Annotated in this window: 19 protein-coding genes; 8 read left to right on the forward strand and 11 right to left on the reverse strand. The window is 67.8% G+C overall.

The window, feature by feature from the left end; all coding sequences use genetic code 11:
- Nucleotides 1–53: 53 nt before the first annotated feature.
- Nucleotides 54–1,823, reverse strand: a complete 1,770-nt coding sequence (locus AVL48_RS19895) for a chitinase (RefSeq protein WP_061982185.1) — start codon at nucleotides 1,821–1,823, stop codon at nucleotides 54–56.
- 246 nt (nucleotides 1,824–2,069) lie between these two features.
- Between AVL48_RS19895 and AVL48_RS19900 the strand changes: the two genes are divergently transcribed.
- On the forward strand, nucleotides 2,070–2,702 hold the full coding sequence (locus AVL48_RS19900; RefSeq protein WP_061982186.1) for a sigma-70 family RNA polymerase sigma factor: 633 nt from the start codon (nucleotides 2,070–2,072) through the stop codon (nucleotides 2,700–2,702).
- A gap of 529 nt (nucleotides 2,703–3,231) precedes the next feature.
- Here AVL48_RS19900 and AVL48_RS19905 read toward each other — a convergent pair.
- From AVL48_RS19905 to AVL48_RS19925, 5 genes are all read right to left on the reverse strand, one after another.
- Nucleotides 3,232–3,879: a response regulator gene (locus AVL48_RS19905; protein ID WP_061982187.1), complete on the reverse strand. Its 648-nt coding sequence runs from the start codon at nucleotides 3,877–3,879 to the stop codon at nucleotides 3,232–3,234.
- Nucleotides 3,876–5,423, reverse strand: coding sequence for a GAF domain-containing sensor histidine kinase (locus AVL48_RS19910; protein WP_061982188.1), 1,548 nt, complete (start codon nucleotides 5,421–5,423; stop codon nucleotides 3,876–3,878). The genes AVL48_RS19905 and AVL48_RS19910 overlap by 4 nt, the downstream gene beginning before the upstream one ends.
- A gap of 30 nt (nucleotides 5,424–5,453) precedes the next feature.
- Nucleotides 5,454–5,927: a pyridoxamine 5'-phosphate oxidase family protein gene (locus AVL48_RS19915; protein ID WP_244162485.1), complete on the reverse strand. Its 474-nt coding sequence runs from the start codon at nucleotides 5,925–5,927 to the stop codon at nucleotides 5,454–5,456.
- A gap of 108 nt (nucleotides 5,928–6,035) precedes the next feature.
- Nucleotides 6,036–6,467 carry a nitroreductase family deazaflavin-dependent oxidoreductase gene (locus AVL48_RS19920; protein ID WP_061982190.1) on the reverse strand — a complete coding sequence of 144 codons (432 nt, stop codon included), beginning with the start codon at nucleotides 6,465–6,467 and terminating at the stop codon, nucleotides 6,036–6,038.
- Nucleotides 6,468–6,477: 10 nt separating this feature from the next.
- On the reverse strand, nucleotides 6,478–7,260 hold the full coding sequence (locus tag AVL48_RS19925) for a TetR/AcrR family transcriptional regulator C-terminal domain-containing protein (protein ID WP_061982191.1): 783 nt from the start codon (nucleotides 7,258–7,260) through the stop codon (nucleotides 6,478–6,480).
- 78 nt (nucleotides 7,261–7,338) lie between these two features.
- Here AVL48_RS19925 and AVL48_RS19930 point away from each other — a divergent pair, with 78 nt between their 5' ends.
- Nucleotides 7,339–9,600, forward strand: coding sequence for an ATP-binding cassette domain-containing protein (locus tag AVL48_RS19930; RefSeq protein WP_061982192.1), 2,262 nt, complete (start codon nucleotides 7,339–7,341; stop codon nucleotides 9,598–9,600).
- Between the two features lie 59 nt (nucleotides 9,601–9,659).
- Here AVL48_RS19930 and AVL48_RS19935 read toward each other — a convergent pair whose 3' ends face one another.
- Nucleotides 9,660–10,520, reverse strand: a complete 861-nt coding sequence (locus AVL48_RS19935) for a hypothetical protein (protein WP_061982193.1) — start codon at nucleotides 10,518–10,520, stop codon at nucleotides 9,660–9,662.
- A gap of 138 nt (nucleotides 10,521–10,658) precedes the next feature.
- Between AVL48_RS19935 and AVL48_RS19940 the strand changes: the two genes are divergently transcribed.
- The 3 genes from AVL48_RS19940 (at nucleotide 10,659) to AVL48_RS19950 (ending at nucleotide 13,382) form a co-directional block, all read left to right on the forward strand.
- Entirely contained in the window at nucleotides 10,659–11,792 is a 1,134-nt protein-coding gene (locus AVL48_RS19940; RefSeq protein WP_061982194.1) for a metallophosphoesterase, read from the forward strand.
- Nucleotides 11,793–11,916: 124 nt separating this feature from the next.
- Complete coding sequence (locus AVL48_RS19945; protein ID WP_061982195.1) at nucleotides 11,917–12,561, forward strand: DUF998 domain-containing protein; 645 nt, start codon at nucleotides 11,917–11,919, stop codon at nucleotides 12,559–12,561.
- Between the two features lie 23 nt (nucleotides 12,562–12,584).
- The gene (locus tag AVL48_RS19950) at nucleotides 12,585–13,382 is read left to right on the forward strand and encodes an alpha/beta fold hydrolase (RefSeq protein WP_061982196.1); all 798 of its coding nucleotides are present in this window, start codon (nucleotides 12,585–12,587) and stop codon (nucleotides 13,380–13,382) included.
- A gap of 160 nt (nucleotides 13,383–13,542) precedes the next feature.
- On the opposite strand, the gene AVL48_RS19955 is transcribed toward AVL48_RS19950, so the two are convergent.
- From AVL48_RS19955 to AVL48_RS19965, 3 genes are all read right to left on the reverse strand, one after another.
- Nucleotides 13,543–14,526 carry a TolB-like translocation protein gene (locus tag AVL48_RS19955; protein WP_061982197.1) on the reverse strand — a complete coding sequence of 328 codons (984 nt, stop codon included), beginning with the start codon at nucleotides 14,524–14,526 and terminating at the stop codon, nucleotides 13,543–13,545.
- Nucleotides 14,523–15,767, reverse strand: a complete 1,245-nt coding sequence (locus AVL48_RS19960; RefSeq protein ID WP_061982198.1) for an MFS transporter — start codon at nucleotides 15,765–15,767, stop codon at nucleotides 14,523–14,525. The genes AVL48_RS19955 and AVL48_RS19960 overlap by 4 nt, the downstream gene beginning before the upstream one ends.
- Nucleotides 15,768–15,843: 76 nt before the next feature.
- On the reverse strand, nucleotides 15,844–17,430 hold the full coding sequence (locus AVL48_RS19965) for a discoidin domain-containing protein (protein ID WP_167386358.1): 1,587 nt from the start codon (nucleotides 17,428–17,430) through the stop codon (nucleotides 15,844–15,846).
- A 146-nt stretch (nucleotides 17,431–17,576) separates the two neighbouring features.
- Here AVL48_RS19965 and AVL48_RS19970 point away from each other — a divergent pair, with 146 nt between their 5' ends.
- Nucleotides 17,577–18,221, forward strand: a complete 645-nt coding sequence (locus AVL48_RS19970; protein ID WP_061982199.1) for an HAD family hydrolase — start codon at nucleotides 17,577–17,579, stop codon at nucleotides 18,219–18,221.
- On the opposite strand, the gene AVL48_RS19975 is transcribed toward AVL48_RS19970, so the two are convergent.
- Nucleotides 18,211–18,678: an NUDIX hydrolase gene (locus AVL48_RS19975; RefSeq protein WP_061982386.1), complete on the reverse strand. Its 468-nt coding sequence runs from the start codon at nucleotides 18,676–18,678 to the stop codon at nucleotides 18,211–18,213. The genes AVL48_RS19970 and AVL48_RS19975 overlap by 11 nt on opposite strands.
- Before the next feature lie 141 nt (nucleotides 18,679–18,819).
- On the opposite strand from AVL48_RS19975, the gene AVL48_RS19980 reads away from it, so the two are divergent.
- Entirely contained in the window at nucleotides 18,820–19,272 is a 453-nt protein-coding gene (locus AVL48_RS19980) for a DoxX family protein (RefSeq protein WP_061982200.1), read from the forward strand.
- A 194-nt stretch (nucleotides 19,273–19,466) separates the two neighbouring features.
- On the forward strand, nucleotides 19,467–19,892 hold the full coding sequence (locus AVL48_RS19985; protein WP_061982201.1) for a DoxX family protein: 426 nt from the start codon (nucleotides 19,467–19,469) through the stop codon (nucleotides 19,890–19,892).
- The last annotated feature ends 79 nt before the right edge of the window (nucleotides 19,893–19,971 follow it).

Here is a 19,971-nt window from a genome sequence, read left to right on the forward strand (position 1 = left end):
CTAAACGCGGTAGATGCGCACGCAAGTACCGCATTCAGAGGACGAAACGCGTTTCAGGGCAGGGCGTTCAGAAAGGGTTCGTGGGCGTTCTGGAATTCCCAGCCGTAGTACCGGTCCCAGTTGATCGACCAGGTCATGAGCCCGCGCAGCGCGGGGGACGCACCGCCGCGCAACGTGTACGACCCACATCCGGAGTTCTTCACGAGGCAGTTCAGCGCCGAGTGCACCGCGGCGGGCGCGGTGTGCCCGTTGCCGGCGCTCACCGCCGCGGGAAGGCCGAACGCGATCTGGTCCTCCCGCAGCCCTGGGAACCGGAACCCGGTCGACGCCACGGTGAACCCGGCCTTGACCATGTCCGTCATCGCGATGTGGAAGTCCGCGCCACCCATGAAGTGGTACTGGTTGTCCAGGCCCATCACCGGACCGGAGTTGTAGTCCTGGACGTGCAGCACGGTCAGCGCGTCGCGCATCGCGTGGATGACCGGCAGGTACGAACCGGTGCGGTTGTCGGCACCGCCGAGGCCGCCGTAGTACTGGTATCCGGTCTGCACGAAAAACGTCTCGGGCGCCATCGTGAGCACGAATCCCGCGCCGTATTTGGCTTTCAGCGTCTTCAGCGCCGAAATGAGATTGACGATGACCGGCGTGGTCGGGTTGCGGAAATCGTTGTCACCGGAATTGAGGTACAGCGAGTGTCCCTCGAAGTCGATGTCGAGCCCGTTCAGCCCGTACCGGTCGATGATCGCGGACACCGAGCTGACGAACGCGTCCCGCGCGGCGGTCGTGGTCAACTGGACCTGGCCGTTCTGGCCGCCGATGGAGATCAGGACCTTCTTGCCCTGCGCCTGCTTCGCGCGGATCGCCGCGGTGAAGTCCGCGTCGCTTTCCACCGTCGGGCATTCCGCCACCGGGCACCTCGTGAACCGGATGTCGCCGGAGGTCACCGAAGTCGGCTCACCGAAGGCGAGGTTGATGATGTCCCAGGCGGGCGGAACGTCCGCCATCCGCGTGTAGCCGGAGCCGTTGGCGAAACTCGCGTGCAGGTAACCGATCAGCGCGTGCTTCGGCAGGCCGGTGTCGACGCAGCCGCCGGTCGTCGCGCCGACCTCCGTGGTCTTCGGCGATTCGCCCGCGCTGTTGTACGCGGCCACCGAGTAACTGTGCGAGGAACAGGCCGCCAGCCCCGAAAGGGTGGCCGCGGTCCCGGTCACCGTAGCGACCACCTTGCCGCCCTCGTACACGCGATACCCGGTCACCGTGCCTGCCGACGCTCCCCACGAGAGTGCGATCGACGAGTTCGTCACCGTGCCCACGGCCGGATTTCCCGGCGCGGGTGGCGCGCCCGGGGTGCCACCGCCCGGGCCGTCGAGGCTGATGTCGTCCGCGTAGAAGGTGCCCGACCCGAACCAGCCGTGGACGTACACCTCGGCCGTCGTCTGCGTCGACGACGTCGTGAACGACAGCGAAAGCTGCGTGTAGGAGGTCGCGGCGGTCCAGGTCGACGGTCCGCCGGTGACCCCGAGGTACACCGGGTTCCCGTTCACCCAGGCCGACACCGCGTAGGTCGTGTTCGGCTGGACGGACACCGTCTGTGCGCATTTCCCGGTCGTCGAGCCCGGTGTCACCGAGACGGCGTAACCGCCCGAACGAATCGGTGTGGTGACGGCCGCGCCCGCCGCGCAGGACCAGCCGGACGTCGAACCGGCTTCGAAGCCGGGGTTGATCAGCAGGTTGGCCGCGCTCGCGGTGCCGCCTCCCGCTATCAGCCCCGCGAAGGTGAGCACTAAAACAGCCAGAAAAGCCAGGGATCTGGAACGCCTCATCGCGATTCCTCTCCGGATCATGGGCGGCCGACTGCCGCGTCCGGTTAATTGTCTAGACCAATATGGCGAAAGTCCAGAGCCGGAGCACGCCAGGGCCGAAAGACCCGACTACTCCGGGCTGCTTTACCGGTGTGACGCGCGTACGTCCCTCCGTAACGTCTGGAGGATCAAGCAGGACTGGGGTTTCAGGGAGGTGGGGACGATGGGAACGCACAGGTACACACCGAGAACGACCCATCCGGCGCGATGACCGTGTCCGAGGCCGTGCGTCCGACCTATTCGCCTCGTCCGGGAGAACCGGACGGCGCACTGATCCGCGCGGCCATCAGTGGCGACCGGCCGGCCATCGGGAGCCTGCTGAGCCTTCTCCGGCCGATCGTCTTCCGCTACTGCGTGGGTAAACTGGGCGTGACGACGCGCGGGGTCTCCAGTGCCGACGACTGCGCGCAAGAAGTCCTCATGGCCGTCCTTGTCGCCTTGCCGCGCTACAGCTATCAGAACGACAGTTTCCTGCCGTACGTGTTCGGTATCGCCGCGCACAAGGTCGCCGACGTCCGGCGGAACCTCGCCCGTGACCCGTCCGCACCGGTGCCCGACCCGGAACCGGAACAGCACGGGCCGTGGAACCCGACCTTCGAAGAGGTCGAGAAGGCAGACCGTGGCCGCCGGCTCGCGCGGCTGTTCAAGGTGCTCACCCCGAAACAGCGGGACGTGCTGGTGTTCCGCGTGATCCTCGGGTTCAGCGCCGAGGAGACCGCCGCCGCGCTCGGGGTGGCGAGCGCGGGCGCGGTGCGCGTCACCCAGCACCGGGCGCTCAACGAACTGCGCCGCGTACTGCGTCAGAACCCGGGTTTCGCCGACGGGCTCGCGCTCTTCTAGGTCGTGAGCGGCGATTCGGGTTAGAGCGGGGTAAGGCAAAGGGGGCGTGTCGCGTGCCGGAGACCGGGCTGCCGGACTGAGGCGCCCACTGTCCACAGGGAACACTAAGACGCGACCTTGTGCCCGATTCGGGCGTTTTGTGCGGGGTCGCGAGTGGCGATGAGCGTTCCAACCCTCTTTGCCACACGATCCCGTGCAATAACCGGACATCAGTACATCATCGGGCGAATAGGCGGCGCGCAGTGTCCTTATGGACACTCCACATCGAGGGTGGCCTGTAAGTCAGTCCTGAACCCTGCCGAACCCCTCAATAGAACCCTACTCGGGGCCTGCGTCTTTGTCTGCGTGAAGTACATGATGGCCCCCTTCCTTGCGCTAGGCGCAAGGAAGGGGGCCATCATGTACTGAGGAAGACCTCCCGGGCCGGTCAGGGGACTCTGAGTCCCTCGATGAGTCCTTCATGGCCAGGCGGCTACCGGGCTCACCGTAGGTACCTAAAACACCCTTGGCCAGAACCCGAATCACCAACTCACGACGTGGGCTTGCGGCGCTGAGAGGCGTAGACCGCGGCGGCGGTGCGGCGTTCGAAGCCGAGCTTGTGCAGCAGGGACGACACGTAGTTCTTGACCGTCTTCTCCGCCAGGTACAGCTTTTCCGCGATCTGGCGGTTGGTCAGCCCGTCGGCGATGTGGTCGAGCACCCGCCGCTCCTGCGGGCTCAACTGTTCGTAGCGCGGGTCCGGCAGCGCACTCTCGCCGCGCAGGCGGTTCATCACCGACGCCGTCAGCGTGCTGTCCAAGAGCGATCCGCCCGTCGCGACCGTGCGGACGGCCTTGACCAGCGCGCCACCGGAGACCTGCTTGAGCATGTATCCCGCCGCACCGGCCATGATCGCGCCGAACAACGCGTCGTCGTCCGAATAGGACGTCAGCATCAGGCAGGCGGGCGGCGGGTCGACGGACGAGCGGATCTCGCGGCAGACGCTGACCCCGTCCCCGTCCGGCAGCCGGACGTCGAGCACCGCGACCTGCGGTTTGACCGCGGGGATCCGGACGAACGCCTCGGCGGCCGTGGACGCCTCACCGACCACCGTGAGATCGTCTTCGGCCTCGAAGACGGTCTTCAGCCCGGTGCGCACGAGTTCGTGATCGTCCAGCAGGAACACCGAAATCGTCATCCCACACTCCCCTGTCGGACCGGCAGTGCCACCGACCAGTCGAGCCTAGTCCCGCCCTCCGGCCTCGCTTCGACGCTGAACGACCCGTTCCAGCGGGCCGCGCGTTCGGCGAGGTTCGCCACCCCGCTGCGATGGCCGGGTTCGGCGGGCATGCCGACGCCGTCGTCCACCACCGAAAGCCTCAGCCACCGTCCGTCGCGGTCGACCGAGACGTCGACCGAGACCACCGTCGCCGCGGCGTGCCTGACCACATTGGACAGTGCTTCGCGCAGGGTCGCGAGCAGATCCGAACGAACCGTGTCCGGCACGGTCGAATCCAGCGGCCCCTCGAACCCTACCCTCGGTTCGGACGCGCAGCCCGCGTCGAGCGCGACGCGCAGTAGCTCCGACCGCAGGCTGCCCTGCGCCTCGGCGGGTTCCTGCAACGAAAAGATGCTGTTGCGGATCTCGCGGATCGTGCGGTCGATCTCGTGCGCGAAGCCGGTCACGCGGTCGGCGACGGTGGGTTCCCCCGCGAGCCTGCCGAGTCCTTCCAGGCCGAGCCCGATCGCGAACAGCCGCTGGATCACCAGGTCGTGCAGGTCGCGGGCGATCCGGTCGCGGTCCTCGAAGACGGCGAGCCGCTGGCGGTCCTGTTGCGCGCGGGCGAATTCGACCGCGAGCGCGGCGTGCGCGGCGAAAGTCTCGGCGAGCTGGACGTCGTAGGCGGAGAACGGGGTCTTGTCGCGGAACTTCGCCACCAGGAGCACGCCGAGTTTCTCTTCGCCGACGATCAGCGGGACGGCCACCGTGGAGTCCAGGTCCTTGATCACCGCGGGCATCGAGGCGGCGCGGTCACCTTGATACTCAAGCACCTTCTCGCCGTAATCCCGGACGACGACGGGCTTGCCCGACGTGAACGCCATCCCGGTCGCGGTGCCTTCGGCCGGCACCGTGATCCCGGCGAGTTTGTCGGCGTCGGGACCCGGCGGCTCGACGATCTCGAAGACCAGCAAGCCGTCGCCACGAGGACGGGCCACCGCACCCGCGGTGCCGCCGGCCACGACGCGGGCACGTTCGGCGATCAGGCGCAGGGTCGCGGTCAGATCCTGGTCGGCCAGCAGTGCGCCGGTGACGTGGTAGGAGGCTTCGAGCCAGCGTTCGCGCCGATGCACCTGGTCGAACAGCGCGGCGTTCTCGATCACCACACCGGCCGCCGCGGTGAGCGCGACGAGCAAGTCTTCCTCGGCTTCGGTGAATTCCTCGCCCTCCGGCTTGGGGGCGAGGTACAGCATCCCGAAGATGCGGCCGCGCATGCGGACGGGCATCACGCGGGCCTCGCCCTCCGGCGGCGGGGACGCCCACGCGTCCCCGAAGCGGATGAACTCGTCCGAATCGAGCACGCTCAGCGCGCCGAACGGCGCACCGGTCAGCTCGCAGGCGGATTCGACCATCCGCCGCAGGACGTCGGGAAGACTGAGATCGTGGGCGATCCCGGCCACCGCGTCCAGGATTCTGGGCGCCTCGGCGTCACTCGCCGCACTCACCCGCCGCACTGGCGTCACCGTCCCGAGGTAACTCCCCGGGCAGTGGGGTCAGGAATGACAAACGCGCCCGGACAGCTCATCTGATGCGTCGATCACGGACTGTGCTTCGTTACCGCGAGCGCCGAGGATCCTCCGACCGGTGACCGATTCGATCGGGATCCGGAGATACCGGGCGTCCGGCTGACCAGTCCAGCAGTCCAGCGGCAGGGTGGCGAGCTCGTCGATCACGATCGGGTCACGCACCTCGGAAGCGCGGCCGAGGACGGTGACGTACCAGCCGGATTCCAGGTCGGGCGCGAACTCGTCGACGGCGAACGCGACCACACTGTCGAGTACTCCGGCGAACAACGCGCTCTGTGACGGCGTCCGGAGCACGATCGCACCGTGGTGGAGGACGAACCGCGTCGGCTGGATCACCGGAAGGGCACGGGAGGTGAACACCACCCGGCCCAACCCCGTACCCGCGAGCAGCGCGACGCACTGCTCGCGATCGAGCGTCTCGAGACCCAAGGTGTCTGACATCGGCATCCCCGCGTTCTCGTGGCCAGTTGGCTTCGAGGTCCACGCTCCCCGGCTTACCGACTCGCCGGTAGGGCCGATGGACCCGGCCCACGCGGGGGATGCCGCGCGTTACGCCTTCGGCGTCAGCAGGACGACGGGGATCTCCCGCACGGTCTTGGTCTGGTACTGCGCGTAGTTCTTGTAGTCGGCGGTGATCTTGGGCCACAGGCGGGCGCGCTGCTCGCTGTCGGCGACGCTCGCGACCATCGGCCGCGCGGTCTCACCCTTCAGCGTGACCTGGACATCGGGGTTGTCGCGGAGGTTGAGGAACCACGCCGGGTGCTGGTCGTCGCCGCCTCGGGAGGCCACGATGACGTACGCGTCGCCCTCGCGCAGCGGCGAAGTCAGCAGCACCGTGCGCGGCTGACCGGATTTGCGGCCGATGGTGGTCAGTTCGAGCACGGTCATTCCGGCGAACTCCCAGCCGGCGCGGCCGCCACTGACCTTCTGGATGACGCGGTGGACGGCGTTCATGGTCTTCAAGGCGAAATCACTGGGCATGCGGAGAAGGCTACTCCGCTTTCATCGCGACTTCGATCCCGTCCAGGAGGACGGCCAGTGAGATCTCGAAGGCCTCCCTCGCCTCCTGCTCCAGATACGACACCGTCTCGTCCTCCATCCGGAACGCCTGCTCGCTCTCCATCCAGGTCAGCGTCGGGAACCGCTCGGCGAAGTCCGGCGACACCTCTTGCAGGAGCGCCGAGCGGGCATACCACCATTCGTCGTCGGTCTGCCCGGTGACCTTTTCCGCGGACCGGGATTCGGCGGCCGTCCTGGCTGGCTCGCGGACACACGAGTACAGCGCGCTGATCAGCCGTCGCAGCACCACCGGCGGCAGTCCGGTCCGGCGCAGGATCTTCACCAGGGACTCCAGCACGACGTATTCGTGCGGCCCCAGCACCGGCCGCGCCTGCGAGACCTGCAGAACCCAGGGGTGCCGCAGATAGAAGTCCCACAGGTCGTACGCCCACCGCGTGGCGTCGGCCCGCCAATCGGCTCCGTCATGAGAGGTCGGCAGTTCGGCGAGCGCCTTGTCGTACATGAGGTCGAGCAGTTCGCTCTTGCTCGGGACGTAGGTGTAGAGCGCCATGGCCGTCCGGCCCAGCCGGTCGCCGACCGCGCGCATCGAAAGGCCCGTCATGCCTTCGGCGTCGGCGATCGCGATGGCGGCGTCGACGATCAGGTCCACCGAAAGCGCCGGTTTCGGCCCCGGCCGCTCGGCGTCCGCCTGCTCCGTCCGCCACAGCAGGGCCATCGACTTCCGGGGGTCTCCCTGCGCCGCGTAGACGACCACTTGCAAACTCCTTACAGGATAAACTAACCTCTGCTACCCTCACTTTACAGGCTAAAGAGTTCCAATCAGGGGAGAGCCATGCCTTCGGCCGCCGACAGCCACGACATGATCCAGGTGCGCGGAGCCAGAGAGAACAACCTCGCCGACGTCTCGGTCGACATCCCCAAACGCCGTCTCACCGTCTTCACCGGTGTTTCCGGCTCCGGCAAGTCGTCCTTGGTGTTCGGCACCATCGCCGCGGAATCGCAGCGGCTGATCAACGAGACCTACACCGCCTTCATCCAGTCCTTCATGGCCCCCGTCGGACGGCCGGACGTGGACGCGCTGCGGAACCTGAGCGCCGCGATCGTGGTCGACCAGGAGCGGATGGGGGCCAATTCCCGGTCAACGGTCGGCACCGCGACCGACGCGCACACGATGCTGCGGATCGTCTTCAGCAGGCTGGGACAGCCGCACATCGGGACGTCGGGAGCGTTCAGCTTCAACCTGCCCGAGGGGATGTGCCCGGAATGCGAGGGCCTCGGGAAGGTGTCCAGCATCGACGTCGACCAGCTGGTCGACAAAGAGCTTTCGCTCGACGAAGGGGCGATCACCGTCCCGAACTTCGCGCCGGGCAGCTGGTATTGGAAGGGACTCGCCGAGTCCGGGTTCGTCGACCCCGCCGTCAAGCTGAAGGACTACACGCCTCAGCAGTGGGAAGACTTCATGTACAAACCCGCCACCAAGGTGAAGATCGGCGGGATGAACACCACCTACGAAGGCCTTCTGGTGAAGGTCCAGCGGCTGTTCCTGGCCAAGGACAAGGAGGCGACGCAGGCCCACATCCGCGCGTTCGTCGACCGGGCCGTCACCTTCCAGCGGTGCCCGGCCTGTGACGGCGCCCGGCTCAACCAGGCGGCGCTGTCGTCGAAGATCGACGGGCTGAACATCGCGGACTGTTCGGCGATGCAGATCAGCGATCTGGCCGACTTCGTCCGCAAACTCGACGATCCCTCGGTCGGCCCGCTGATGCAGACCCTGCGCGGCACCCTCGACTCGCTGGTGGAGATCGGCCTCGGCTACCTGAGCCTCGATCGCGAATCCGGGACGCTGTCGGGCGGCGAGGCCCAGCGCGTGAAAATGGTGCGGCACCTGGGTTCCAGCCTCACCGATGTCACCTACGTCTTCGACGAGCCGACCGTCGGCCTGCACCCGCACGACATCCAGCGCATGAACGGGCTGCTGCTGCTCTTGAAGGACAAGGGGAACACGGTCCTCGTCGTCGAGCACAAACCGGAGACGATCGAGATCGCCGACCACGTCGTCGATCTCGGCCCGGGCGCCGGGCCGAACGGCGGCCAGATCTGCTACACCGGCGACGTCGCCGGGCTGCGCGCGTCGGGCACGCTGACCGGGCGGCATTTGGACCACCGCGCGCGCTTGCGCACCGACGTCCGCACGCCGACCGGCCAGCTCCCGATCCGGAACGCGACCCGGCACAACCTCAAGGACGTCAGCGTCGACATCCCGCTCGGGGTGCTGACCGTGGTCACCGGGGTCGCCGGATCGGGCAAGAGCTCGCTCATCCACGGCTCACTGTCCACAAGGGACGACGTGGTGGTGCTCGACCAGTCGGCCATCCGCGGCTCGCGGCGGAGCAACCCGGCGACCTACACCGGCCTGCTCGACCCGATCCGCGCCGCGTTCGCCAAGGCCAACGGCGTCAAAGCGGCACTGTTCAGCGCGAACTCCGAGGGCGCGTGCCCGAAGTGCAAGGGCATCGGGCTGATCTACACCGACCTGGCGATGATGGCCGGCGTGGCGACGGTCTGTGAAGAGTGCGAGGGCAAGCGTTTCACCGCGGAGGTGCTGACGTACAAGCTGCGGGGCAAGAACATCAGCGAGGTCCTCGCGATGCCGGTGGCCGAGGCGCGCGAATTCTTCCCCTCGGGGCAGGCACGGACGATCCTGGACCGGCTTTCCGACGTCGGACTGGGCTACCTCGGGCTCGGGCAGCCGCTCACGACGCTGTCCGGCGGGGAACGGCAGCGGATCAAACTGGCCATCCGGATGGCGGAGAAGTCGGCGACCTACGTCCTCGACGAGCCGACCACCGGACTGCACCTCGCCGACGTCGACCAGCTGCTGGCACTGCTGGACAGGCTGGTCGACGACGGGAACACGGTGGTGGTCATCGAGCATCACCAGGCCGTGATGGCGCACGCCGACTGGATCGTCGACCTCGGCCCCGGCGCCGGGGTGGACGGCGGGGAGGTCGTGTTCACCGGCACTCCGGCCGAACTGGTCGCTTCCGGTGCCACCCTCACGGCACAGCACCTGCGCGCTTACGTGGGCAAGTAACGCGGTAACGCACGCTATGAAAGGCCCCTTCATTGCAAATTTTGCAATGAAGGGGCCTTTCATAGCACTCGGGAGCGCTTACGAACCGCTTCACGAAGGGCCGCTGCACCGGTCAGCCCCAGCACCCCCAAAGCGACCCCCGAGGTCACCATCTCGACAGCCGAAGCCGCCAGCGGCGAAACCCCGGTCACCGATTCCACCCCCACCACGGCGGTCAGCACCGCGTAAGCCCCGATCGCGGTCCACACCCACCGCACGCGCCGCCGTTCCGTCCAGTCGGCGAACCGCAGCAGCCAGGCGAGCCCCGGCAGGATGAGGATCGCGTGCATCGCCACGGCGTGCAGCGGCTTCAGCGCGCCGGCGGTGGTGTACGCGGCCTGCGGATTCCCGCCCCTCGCCTCGACGACGCCGCTCGCGATCATCGCCGCGCCCGCGCCGAGTGCCACCAGCAGCGCGACCAGCCCGGCCCGGACCGCGAGCCGCATGCTGGCCGTGGTCTCCCCTTCGCCATGCATCGCCGCGGCCGTGAACGAGACGGCCGTCAGGATGAGCACGCCGCCACCCGCCGCGAGCGTCGTCGACACCGCGTTGTCGAAGCCGGTCTCGAAGTTGAAGTGCGAGGGCACCCCTCGCCAGGCCTGCATGCTCACCAGCGCCGTCTCGAGGACGCTCGCCACGGTGAAGACGCCGAGCAGCGGGTCGCGCACCCGTGGCCGCACCGCGACGTACGACGTCGCCCACGCGACGGTGGCCAGCGTCAGCCCGAACGACAGGCCGAAGGTCACCGCCTTGCGCATCGACAGCGGCCCGGTCCACGAACCATCCGAGGCGATCAGGACGACCGCGTGCACTATGCCGCTGAGGAACAGGAACGCCCCGGTCGCGTAGGCGACTCGCTCGATCGGTCGTAATTCCTTCATGCCGAAGAGTGTCTTCCGAGGCGCCGCGAAAAGCGTCGGCCAGGAAGCGACATCGCGCGTACGCCCGCCTGCGTACCTGAGACACCCCTCAGCGAGAACGGCGGTAGAGACCAATGGGCTGTTAGTCTGGCCGACATCATGCCCCGCATCCTTGTCCGCGTTCTCACGCTGGTCGCCGCCCTCGCCCTCCTGTTCGGTGTGCCGTGGTGGACGGTGGTCGGCGCCCCCGGACTCCCGGCCGCGCTCGAGTACCTCGGCACGACCGTCTTCGCCGTCGCGGTGCTCACCATGCCCGCGTGCATGGTCCTCGGCCACGGTCCGTGGCAACGCGACCTCGCGGCGAAGATCGGTGACCTCACCCTCGGCCTGATCTGGCTCCTGTTCTCCCTGTCCGTACTCGGTAACGTGCTGCGGCTCGTCCTTGAGTTGTCCGGAGTGGACAGTGCGGCGGAGATCGTGTCGGGTGTCGTCTTGGTGGCCTTCGTGGCACTGGCGGTGTACGGAATGGCCGAGGCCAGGCGCGTTCCGCGACTCAAGGAACTCGACGTCGTCCTCCCCCGGCTCGGCGCCGGGCTCGACGGTCTTCGGTTCGCGATCATCACCGACACGCATTTCGGCCCGCTGGACCGGACGAGGTGGTCGGAGAAGGTCGTCGAGGTGGTGAACGAACTCGACGCCGACGTCGTGGCTCACGCGGGCGACCTCGCGGACGGTTCGGTCGCCGAACGCGCGGGCCAGGTCGCGCCACTGGGGAAGGTGCGCGCCAAATTCGGCAAGTTCTACATCACCGGCAACCACGAGTACTTCGGCGAGGCGCAGGCCTGGCTCGACCACATGCGCGACCTCGGCTGGGAGCCGCTGCACAACCGGCACGTGCCGGTGCGCCAGGGCGGGGACACGCTCGTCTTCGCCGGGATCGACGACCCGACGGGCGCCGCTTCCGGCCTCCCGGGTCACGGCCCGGACCTGCCGGCCGCGCTCGACGGCGTCCCCGCGAGCACGCCGGTCGTCCTGCTCGCCCATCAGCCGAAGCAGGTCAAGCAGGCCGCCGAGGCGGGTATCGACCTCCAGATCTCCGGGCACACCCACGGTGGCCAGATCTGGCCGTTCCATCTCCTGGTCCGGCTCGACCAACCGGTTCTGGCCGGTTTGTCGCGCCACGGCGAGCGCACCCAGCTGTACACGAGCCGGGGCACAGGCTTCTGGGGACCGCCGCTGCGCGTCTTCGCGCCCAGCGAGATCACCCTTTTGACCTTGCGAAACCGCGTTTAGTCCTCTAAGTGCGACGTCCTCGGGCATCATGTCAGGCCGCACCGACAATTTTTTTTGTCTTGACAACTTCAGCCTTCGGAACCAGAGTGGTGCCCAACGAACCCCGCTTCGAAAGGCCGAGACGATGACCATCGCCGTCACCCGAACCGCCCTCGCGATCCCGACCCGCGCCCTGCTCGCCTGCGGCGCCGTCTCGGGCCCGCTGTACTTCGTCACCGCGCTCACGCAGGCCGCCGTCCGCGACGGCTTCGACCTCACCAAGCACCCGGCGAGCATGTTGAGCAACGGCGACGCCGGGTGGATCCAGGTGACGAACTTCCTGGTCACCGGAGTCCTGATGCTCGCGGGCGCCGCCGGACTGCGCCGGGCACTGGAGCCGGGGAGAGGGAGCGTCTGGGGACCACGGCTGCTGGGCGTCTTCGGCGCCAGCCTGCTCTTCGCCGCGGTCTTCAAGGCCGACCCGGGTAACGGCTTTCCCGTCGGCACCGGCCCGGCGACGATCAGCACCGCGGGAATCCTGCACATGGCCGCCGGCTCGGTCGGCTTCCTGTCGCTGATCGTGGCGACCTTCGTGTTCGCGAGCCGCTTCTCACGCGAGGGACACCGCGGCTGGGCCGTCTACTCCCGCGCCACCGGCATCGCGTTCTTCGCCACCTTCGCCGGGATCAGTTCCGGCAACGCGAACGCCGTCGTGATGCTCGCCTTCTGGGCCGCCGTGCTGCTGGCCTGGGGCTGGGTCACCGCCGTCATCCTCCGTACCACCCGCTGACCCGAACCAGGAGAATCCTCGCCATGAGCACCGTGACCTCGCAAGACGGCACCACCATCGCCTACACGCGCACCGGCTCCGGTCCCGCCGTCATCCTCGTCGACGGCGCCATGTGCCACCGCGAGTTCGGCCCGGCCACCCCGCTGGCCGCCGAACTGGCCGGCCACTTCACCGTCTACACCTACGACCGCCGCGGCCGAGGCGAGAGCACGGACACCGAACCGTTCTCGATCGCCCGCGAAGTCGAAGACCTCGACGCGCTGATCAAGGAAGCGGGCGGCACCGCCTACGTCTACGGGATCTCCTCCGGTGCCGCGCTCGCCCTCGAAGCCGCGAACGCCGGGCTCCCGATCACGAAACTGGCGGTGTACGAATTCCCGCTGGTCGTCGACGACACCCGGCCGCCGGTGCCGTCCGACTACGCGGAGCGGCTGGAGAAGGCCATCGCCACCGGACGTCCCGGCAGCGCGATCAAGACGTTCATGCGCGAAGGCGTCCGCGTCCCCGCGCCGGTCGTTTTCATGATGCAGTTCATGCCCACCTGGCCGAAGCTGAAGAAAGTCGCGCCGACCCTGCGCTACGACGCCGCGCTCTTCGACGGCCTGCACGACGGCACCCCGCTGCCCGAGGAGCGCTGGGCGGGCGTCTCCATGCCGACACTGGTCATGGACGGCGGCAAAAGCCCGGCGTGGATCCGCAACGGTGTCGCCGCCCTCGCCAAGGCCGTCCCAGGCGCCGAACACCGGACGATCGCAGGCCAAACGCATATGCTCAAGCCGAAAGCGGTGGCCCCGGTCCTGATCGAGTACTTCACCAGCTGAGACCCGATCCGTGCAGGCCCCCTTCCCAGTACATGATGGCCCCCTTCCTTGCGCCTAGCGCAAGGAAGGGGGCCATCATGTACTTCAGGCCAGCAAGGCCGCAGACCACACCACCTTGCCTTACCCCTCGATAGAACGACCCACGCCACTCACGAGCCCATTACACGCCCGCCGGCGAACTAGCGCTTTGTACCAGCAGCTTCGCCGAGCCGCTGCCGTCGGCGGGAACCGCCCAGATCCCCGAATCCACCCCGTACGCGACGGTCCGGTCGTCGAGCCAAGCTGCCTGGTCGTCGATGCTGCGCGTCTCGGCCAGCAAGGTCTCCTGGCCGGAAGCCAGGTCGAGGACGGCCAGCCGCCACGGCGCCGCGGGATCGGCGGAAACCCGCTTCTTGAAAGCGATCCGCTTCCCGTCCGGGGAAAGGGCCGGGCATTCGACGTTCTCCCGGATCATCCTCGCGACGAGCTTCTCGTAATCCGCCTCGACGAGGTAGGTCTTCCCCTTCGTCCCCACGGTCGCGTAGAACCGCTTGCCGTCCGGGGCGAAGGTGATCCCCCAGTAGTTCACGTCGGACGAGTAGTACGGCTTGCCGTCGAGTAGGAGCCCCATCTCCTCGATGCTCTTCATCAGGTTCCCGGTCCTCAGGTCGAGAATCCCGGCCCTGGTCGAAAACCCGGTCTCCGCATAGGAATCCCCGTTGACGAACAGCGTCCAGTAGACGAGCTTCCCGTCCGGCGAGACCCGGCCGCGGCTGGGGGTGCCGGGCAGTTCGACCCGTCGGAGCTCGGCGAGGTCCTTGTCCAGCACGATGACGTCGGTCATCGGCGGCAGCACTCCCGGCTGCGCGGCCAGGCACAGCGCGGTCCCCGCCGAAGCGGCGAACCGGTCGCAGCTGAGGCCGGCCACCTTCCGGGGTTCGCCCGGCCGGTCGGCCGGGACGGTGGCGAGATGGCCGAAGTCGGGGCCTTCGGCGGTGTTGCGGAACAGCAACTGCCCCTTCGCCTGCACCGAAACCGGCTGACCGGTGACGACGGCGACGGAGTTGACGGCCGGGCCGCGATCCCGCGAGTAGAGGCCGTAGCCGACGGCGGCCGCGATCAGGAGGACGACCGCCCCGGCCACTCCCACGATCCGCGCCGTCATGCGTAAGTCCGCAAAGGACGGATGACGGCGGCCGCGACGATCACGACGGCCAGCGCTCCGACGGCGACCAAGACCGCCGCGTGCAGGTCCCACGCGGTCCAAGCGAGTCCGAAAAGGACGGACGCGAGCATCCGCGTCGTCGCCTGCCCGGTCTGCACGAGCGCGAGCCCGCTCGCCCGCTGGTGCTCGGGCAGCAGCGGTCCGGCCGCGGCCATCAGCACCCCGTCGGTGGCGGCGTAGAAGACACCGTGCAGCACCAGCGCCAGCACCGCGAGGACGCCGCCGTCCACCGGTCCGAGCAGTGCCAGCAGCGCGACGACCAGCGCGACATGCCCGCCGAGGAACACCTTCCAGCGGCCGACCCGGTCCGAAAGCCTGCCCAGCGGTACGGCGAGCAGCAGGTACACACCCGCGGTTCCCAGCGGCAGCAAGGGAAAGAAGACCGCGCCGAGATCCCATCGGCGCTGCAGGACGAGATAGAGGAACGAGTCGCTGAGGGTGACCAGGCCCAGCAACGCCGCCCAGACACAGATCCGGCGGAACGACGCCTGCCGGATCAATCCCGCGGTCTCCCGCAAGGAGACCTTGGGCCGTGCGGCGCCCGGCTTCGGCTGGTGGTCCTTGACCAGCACCAGCAGAATGATCACGCCGATCGCCGCGATACAGAAGCTCGTGAAGAACACCGAGTCGTAGCTGCCGAGGCTGAGCCACAGCACGGCCATCGCGACCAGCGGGCCGAGGAACGCGCCGAAGGTGTCCATCGCGCGGTGCACACCGAACGCGCGGCCGAGATGTTCGGGATCGCTGCTCAACGTGATCAGCGCGTCCCGCGGCGCGGTCCGGACGCCTTTGCCGGTACGGTCGGCCGCCAGGACGGCACCGATCGCGACGGTGGACGAGCCCGCCAGCATCAGGCCGATCTTGCCCAGCGCCGAAAGCCCGTAACCGAAGCAGGCGACGGCTTTGAGCCGCTGCCACCGGTCGGCGAGATGCCCGCCGACGAGCCGGACGACGGCGGTGACGCCGGAGTACAGGCCGTCGAGCACGCCGAACTGCAGCGGGCTGAGGCCGAGACCGAGGACGAGGTAGAGCGGGAGCACCGCGGTCACCATCTCCGACGAGATGTCGGTGACGAGGCTGACCAGGCCGAGCGCGACGACGTTCCCGGTGACGGCCCGCTTCACACCGCTCTTCGGGACCTCCGCCGCGGCGTCCGCGCCACGACTGGTGGCTATGTACATGCGAGACCTCCAACGCCGCGAGGAGGTGCCGGGCCGCGGTGCACACGAGCCGCGACCCGGCACCTGATCACGGGGATCAGTGGCAGGTGTAGGTGGGAGACGAGTCGATGGTCTTGCCGTCGAGCCCGACGAACTGGGTCGAGAAGGCGTTGTCCGACATGTTGAGCTTGAGCACGCCGTAGGTCGAGATCGCCTTCGCCGTGGCCGCGTGTTCCGTCTTCACCGGGTACAGGGTCGCCCCGCCGCCACCGCCGATGATCTGCACCGGGCCGTTCGGATCCTTGGCCCCGCTGGCGTTCTGCGGGTAGAACCGTTCATAGTGGTGGTCGTGCCCGTTGAGCACGAGGTCGACCTTGTTCTGCACCATGGTCTCCCAGAGGGTGGCCATCTTGCCGTTGTCTCCGTGGTCACCCGAGGTGTAGCGCGGGTGGTGGTAGTACGCGGCGACACAGGGCTTGGTGTTGCTCTTCAGGTCCTGCTTGATCCAGTTCAGCTGCTCGTCGCTGATCGCGTTCGCGGCGAGGCCGGGCGAGAACTCCGTGCTGTCGATGGCGACGAAGTGCCAGTTGCCCATTTCCCAGCTGTAGTAGGTCTTTCCGTTCGGCGTCGCGATCTTGCCGAAGTACTGCTTGTACGCGCCGAGCGGCGTGTGGTCGTAGGTCTCGTGGTTGCCCGGGATCGGGTGCATGATGCTCTTGTACTTGCCCCAGGTCTTGTCGAAGTAGCTCGTGAAGTCTTCGATGTGGGCGTCGTCGTACTGGTTGTCGCCCATGGTGATCACCGCGGCCGGGTTCATCTGGCCGACCAGCGCGGCGGTCTTCGGGTGCACGCAGGAGGACGAGGACGCGGTGCACTGTTCGGCGATGTCGCCGGAGGCGGCGAGGACGAACGACGAACCGCCGGCTTGCGTGGTGGCCTGGATCTGGTTGCTGGCCGCCGAGGTGTTGCCGGCGGCGTCCTTGGCGCGGACGGTGTAGGCGTACGCGGTGGACGCGCTCAGCCCGCTGTCGGTGTAGGACGCGGTTTCGGTCGTGCCGACGACCTGGCCGTTGCGCAGCACCTCGTAGCCGGTGACCCCGACGTTGTCCGTCGAACCGGTCCACGTCAGGTCCACAGTGGACGCTGTGATCGCGCCCGCCTTGAGGTTCGTCGGCGCGGTGGGCGCCTGTGTGTCACCGGAGGAGTCCGACGTACCGTAAACCTGCATCTCCCAAAGGGAGTAGCCGTAACTGGTGGCCCGTTTGGTGCCGACGAGGCGCAGGTACCGGCCGCGGCCGGACAGCCCGGTGAGATCGTCGGTTCCGCCGTTGCCGTTGGTGACGGATTTGATCGAGGTCCACGCCGAGCCGTCGTTCGAGACTTCCAGCCGGTACGCGGTGGCGTAAGCCGCTTCCCAGTTCAGCTTGACCCGGTTGATGGCGGAGGGACCGCCGAGGTCGACGCGGATGAACTGCGGGTCCACGCCTTCGGCACTCGCCCAGCGGGTGGTGGTCTTCCCGTCGACGGCGAGCGGTCCGCCGTAGCTGGAGGACTCCACCGAGGAGACGAGGACGGGTTTTCCTTGGGACAGAAGCACGTCAGCGGCTTGAGCGTTCCCGCTGAGCAGGGTGGGCAGCAGGATGAGTGCCGCGCCTAAGGGCAGTAGTCGGGTTCGGGCCTTCACATCGATCTCCCCGGGAATCCGTGGCGGCGGGTTGAGAGGGACGGGTGCGCGGCGTGGTACTCGAAGCAGTGTTCGTTTGGTAACTTTCCTAACGAATGCGTACGGTAATCCGTACCACTCAGTGAGTCAAGACATAGACTCGTCCCATGACCGGTGCCTTGATCTTCGACTTCGACGGAACGCTGGTCGACACCGAGGCAGCCGTCCTCACCGCCTGGCAGGAGATCTTCCGCGAACGTGGCGGCGAGCTTCCCCTCGACGTCTGGCACACCGTGATCGGCACGCAGAACACCGCGGTCGCGATGTTCGAACTGCTCGAGAAGAACGACGAGAACCTCGACCGGATCGCGGTCCGCACCGGCGTGCGCGCCCGGGTCACCGCGCTGCTGGAATCCGAGGGGCCGCGCCCCGGCGTACAGGAATACCTCGCCGAGGCGGAGGAGCAGGGTCTGCGGCTGGCCATCGCGTCCAGCTCGACCGGCGACTGGGTCACCACGCAGCTGAACCGGCTGGGCCTCGCGGACGCGTTCGAGGCCGTCCTCACCGGCGACCTCCACGAGGCGAAGCCGAGTCCGGACCTTTACCTGGCCGCCCTCACGGCCTTGGACCTGCCGGCGTCCGAAGCGATCGCGTTCGAGGACTCACCCCACGGCGTCACCGCGGCGAAGGCCGCCGGACTGCGGTGCGTCGCGGTACCGAACGCGATCACCGCGGTACTGAACTTCGACCACGCCGATCTCGTGCTGGGATCGCTGGCCGACAAGCCACTGAGCGAGTTGCTCAGCCGCTGAGCGCCTCCGCCAGCCTGGCGAGGAACGGACGCTGGCCTTTGAGGAGCTTCTCTTCGGCTTCGGCGAGCCCGAACCAGGCGACCCTGTCGACCTCGGGGAACTCCTGGGTCCGGCCCGACCGTGGCGGCCACTCCATCTCGAAGGTGCCGGGGACCACCTGAGCGGGATCGAGGTCCCCCTCCACCGCCCAGACCGTGACGACCTTGCCGCCGGACTGCTTCACCTCACCGAGCGGGAGGTACTCCCCCTCCGGCGCCGGCAGCCCCAGTTCCTCCTGGAACTCGCGCCGCGCCGCGGCCTCCGGCGTCTCGTCCGGTTCGTACTCGCCCTTGGGCACCGACCAGCCGCCCGCGTCCTTCTTCGCCCAGAACGGTCCGCCCATATGCCCGAGCAGTACTTCGGTCAGCTCGCCCGACCTGCGGAAAAGCAGGATCCCGGCACTCGTTTTACCCGCCACGGCCACCAGTGTGCCCTTGCGCCGATCGGGTGATGTGACCGCCTCGCGAAAAAACTTTCCGCACGCATGTCGAATCGCGTCGTGCCCGTCCGACGCGTTGTCAGAAGCCGCCACACAGACTCTCCTGGAAGGACCAGAACGATGACGCAGACCACCACCCCCGCCGAGACCACCACCGCCACCACGGACGCCGCCACCGGCCGGGCCGCCAAGGCACAGGGCGCGATCCAGTCGGCCGTCCGGATCGTCGTCTCGTTCCTCTTCCTCTGCCACGGCTTGCAGGGATTCGGCTTCTTCGGTGGGGTCGACGGCGCGGGCGGCTCCGTCGAACTCGGCTCCTGGCCCGGCTGGTACGGCAGCGTGATCGAGGTCGTCGGCGCCGCGCTCGTGCTCGTCGGCCTGTTCACCCGGCCGGTCGCCGTGCTGCTTTCCGGCGTCATGGCTTACGCCTACTTCACCGTCCACGCGCCGGAAGGCCTGCTGCCGCTGCAGAACATGGGCGAGCTTTCGACCCTCTACTGCTGGATCTTCCTGTTGATCGCCGCGATCGGCCCCGGCACCTTCGCGCTCGACACGCTGCGCCGCCGCCGCTGAACGGAAATCGAAAGGCCTCTTTCCTGGAATGATTCCAGGAAAGAGGCCTTTACCGCGTTCTCATTCATTGCGGCGTTGTTGAATCAAGCCATAACAGGAAATTACCCCCCGAAAGCAAGTACCGCGCACATCGGCTATCCGGCATCCTCAGGGTTATCAATGGTTTAGACCACCTTGAGCCGGAAGGATGCGTCATGACCCAGACCGCCGCCGCCACGAACGCCGAGGCCGGGCCGACCACCGCCAAATGGCAAGGCCTGACCCTCTCCGTCGTCCGCGTCGTGATCTCGTTCCTGTTCCTCTGCCACGGTCTGCAGAAGATGGGCTTCTTCGACAAGCCCGCCGTCCCCGTCGGCACCTGGCCGGGCTGGTACGCCGGAGTGATCGAACTGGTCGGCTCCGTGCTGCTCCTGCTCGGGCTGTTCACCCGGCCGGTCGCGGTGCTTCTCTCGGGCACCATGGCCTACGCGTACTTCGCCGTCCACCAGCCGGACGCGTTGCTGCCCTTGCAGAACAAGGGTGAGACGGCCGCGCTGTACTCTTGGATCTTCCTGCTGTTCGCGGTGGTGGGGCCGGGCATCTACGCGCTCGACACCCTGCTTCGGCGCCGCAGGTCCTGAGCGCTCAGTCTCCCCCCACACCCCGCCCCGAATGCTATGAAGGACGCTTTCCTTGCGAAATTTGCAAGGAAAGCGTCCT

This window comes from Amycolatopsis regifaucium, from assembly GCF_001613935.1.
GTDB lineage: Bacteria > Actinomycetota > Actinomycetes > Mycobacteriales > Pseudonocardiaceae > Amycolatopsis > Amycolatopsis regifaucium.

Coding starts and splice junctions, on each gene's coding strand:
- AVL48_RS19950 (WP_061982196.1), top strand. CDS start 12,585: ATGAGCACCGTGACCTCGCAAGACGGCACCACCATCGCCTACACGCGC.
- AVL48_RS19935 (WP_061982193.1), bottom strand. CDS start 10,520: ATGAAGGAATTACGACCGATCGAGCGAGTCGCCTACGCGACCGGGGCG.
- AVL48_RS19970 (WP_061982199.1), top strand. CDS start 17,577: ATGACCGGTGCCTTGATCTTCGACTTCGACGGAACGCTGGTCGACACC.
- AVL48_RS19930 (WP_061982192.1), top strand. CDS start 7,339: ATGCCTTCGGCCGCCGACAGCCACGACATGATCCAGGTGCGCGGAGCC.
- AVL48_RS19905 (WP_061982187.1), bottom strand. CDS start 3,879: ATGACGATTTCGGTGTTCCTGCTGGACGATCACGAACTCGTGCGCACC.
- AVL48_RS19940 (WP_061982194.1), top strand. CDS start 10,659: ATGCCCCGCATCCTTGTCCGCGTTCTCACGCTGGTCGCCGCCCTCGCC.
- AVL48_RS19900 (WP_061982186.1), top strand. CDS start 2,070: ATGACCGTGTCCGAGGCCGTGCGTCCGACCTATTCGCCTCGTCCGGGA.
- AVL48_RS19945 (WP_061982195.1), top strand. CDS start 11,917: ATGACCATCGCCGTCACCCGAACCGCCCTCGCGATCCCGACCCGCGCC.
- AVL48_RS19960 (WP_061982198.1), bottom strand. CDS start 15,767: ATGTACATAGCCACCAGTCGTGGCGCGGACGCCGCGGCGGAGGTCCCG.
- AVL48_RS19980 (WP_061982200.1), top strand. CDS start 18,820: ATGACGCAGACCACCACCCCCGCCGAGACCACCACCGCCACCACGGAC.
- AVL48_RS19920 (WP_061982190.1), bottom strand. CDS start 6,467: ATGCCCAGTGATTTCGCCTTGAAGACCATGAACGCCGTCCACCGCGTC.
- AVL48_RS19985 (WP_061982201.1), top strand. CDS start 19,467: ATGACCCAGACCGCCGCCGCCACGAACGCCGAGGCCGGGCCGACCACC.
- AVL48_RS19955 (WP_061982197.1), bottom strand. CDS start 14,526: ATGACGGCGCGGATCGTGGGAGTGGCCGGGGCGGTCGTCCTCCTGATC.
- AVL48_RS19915 (WP_244162485.1), bottom strand. CDS start 5,927: ATGTCAGACACCTTGGGTCTCGAGACGCTCGATCGCGAGCAGTGCGTC.
- AVL48_RS19895 (WP_061982185.1), bottom strand. CDS start 1,823: ATGAGGCGTTCCAGATCCCTGGCTTTTCTGGCTGTTTTAGTGCTCACC.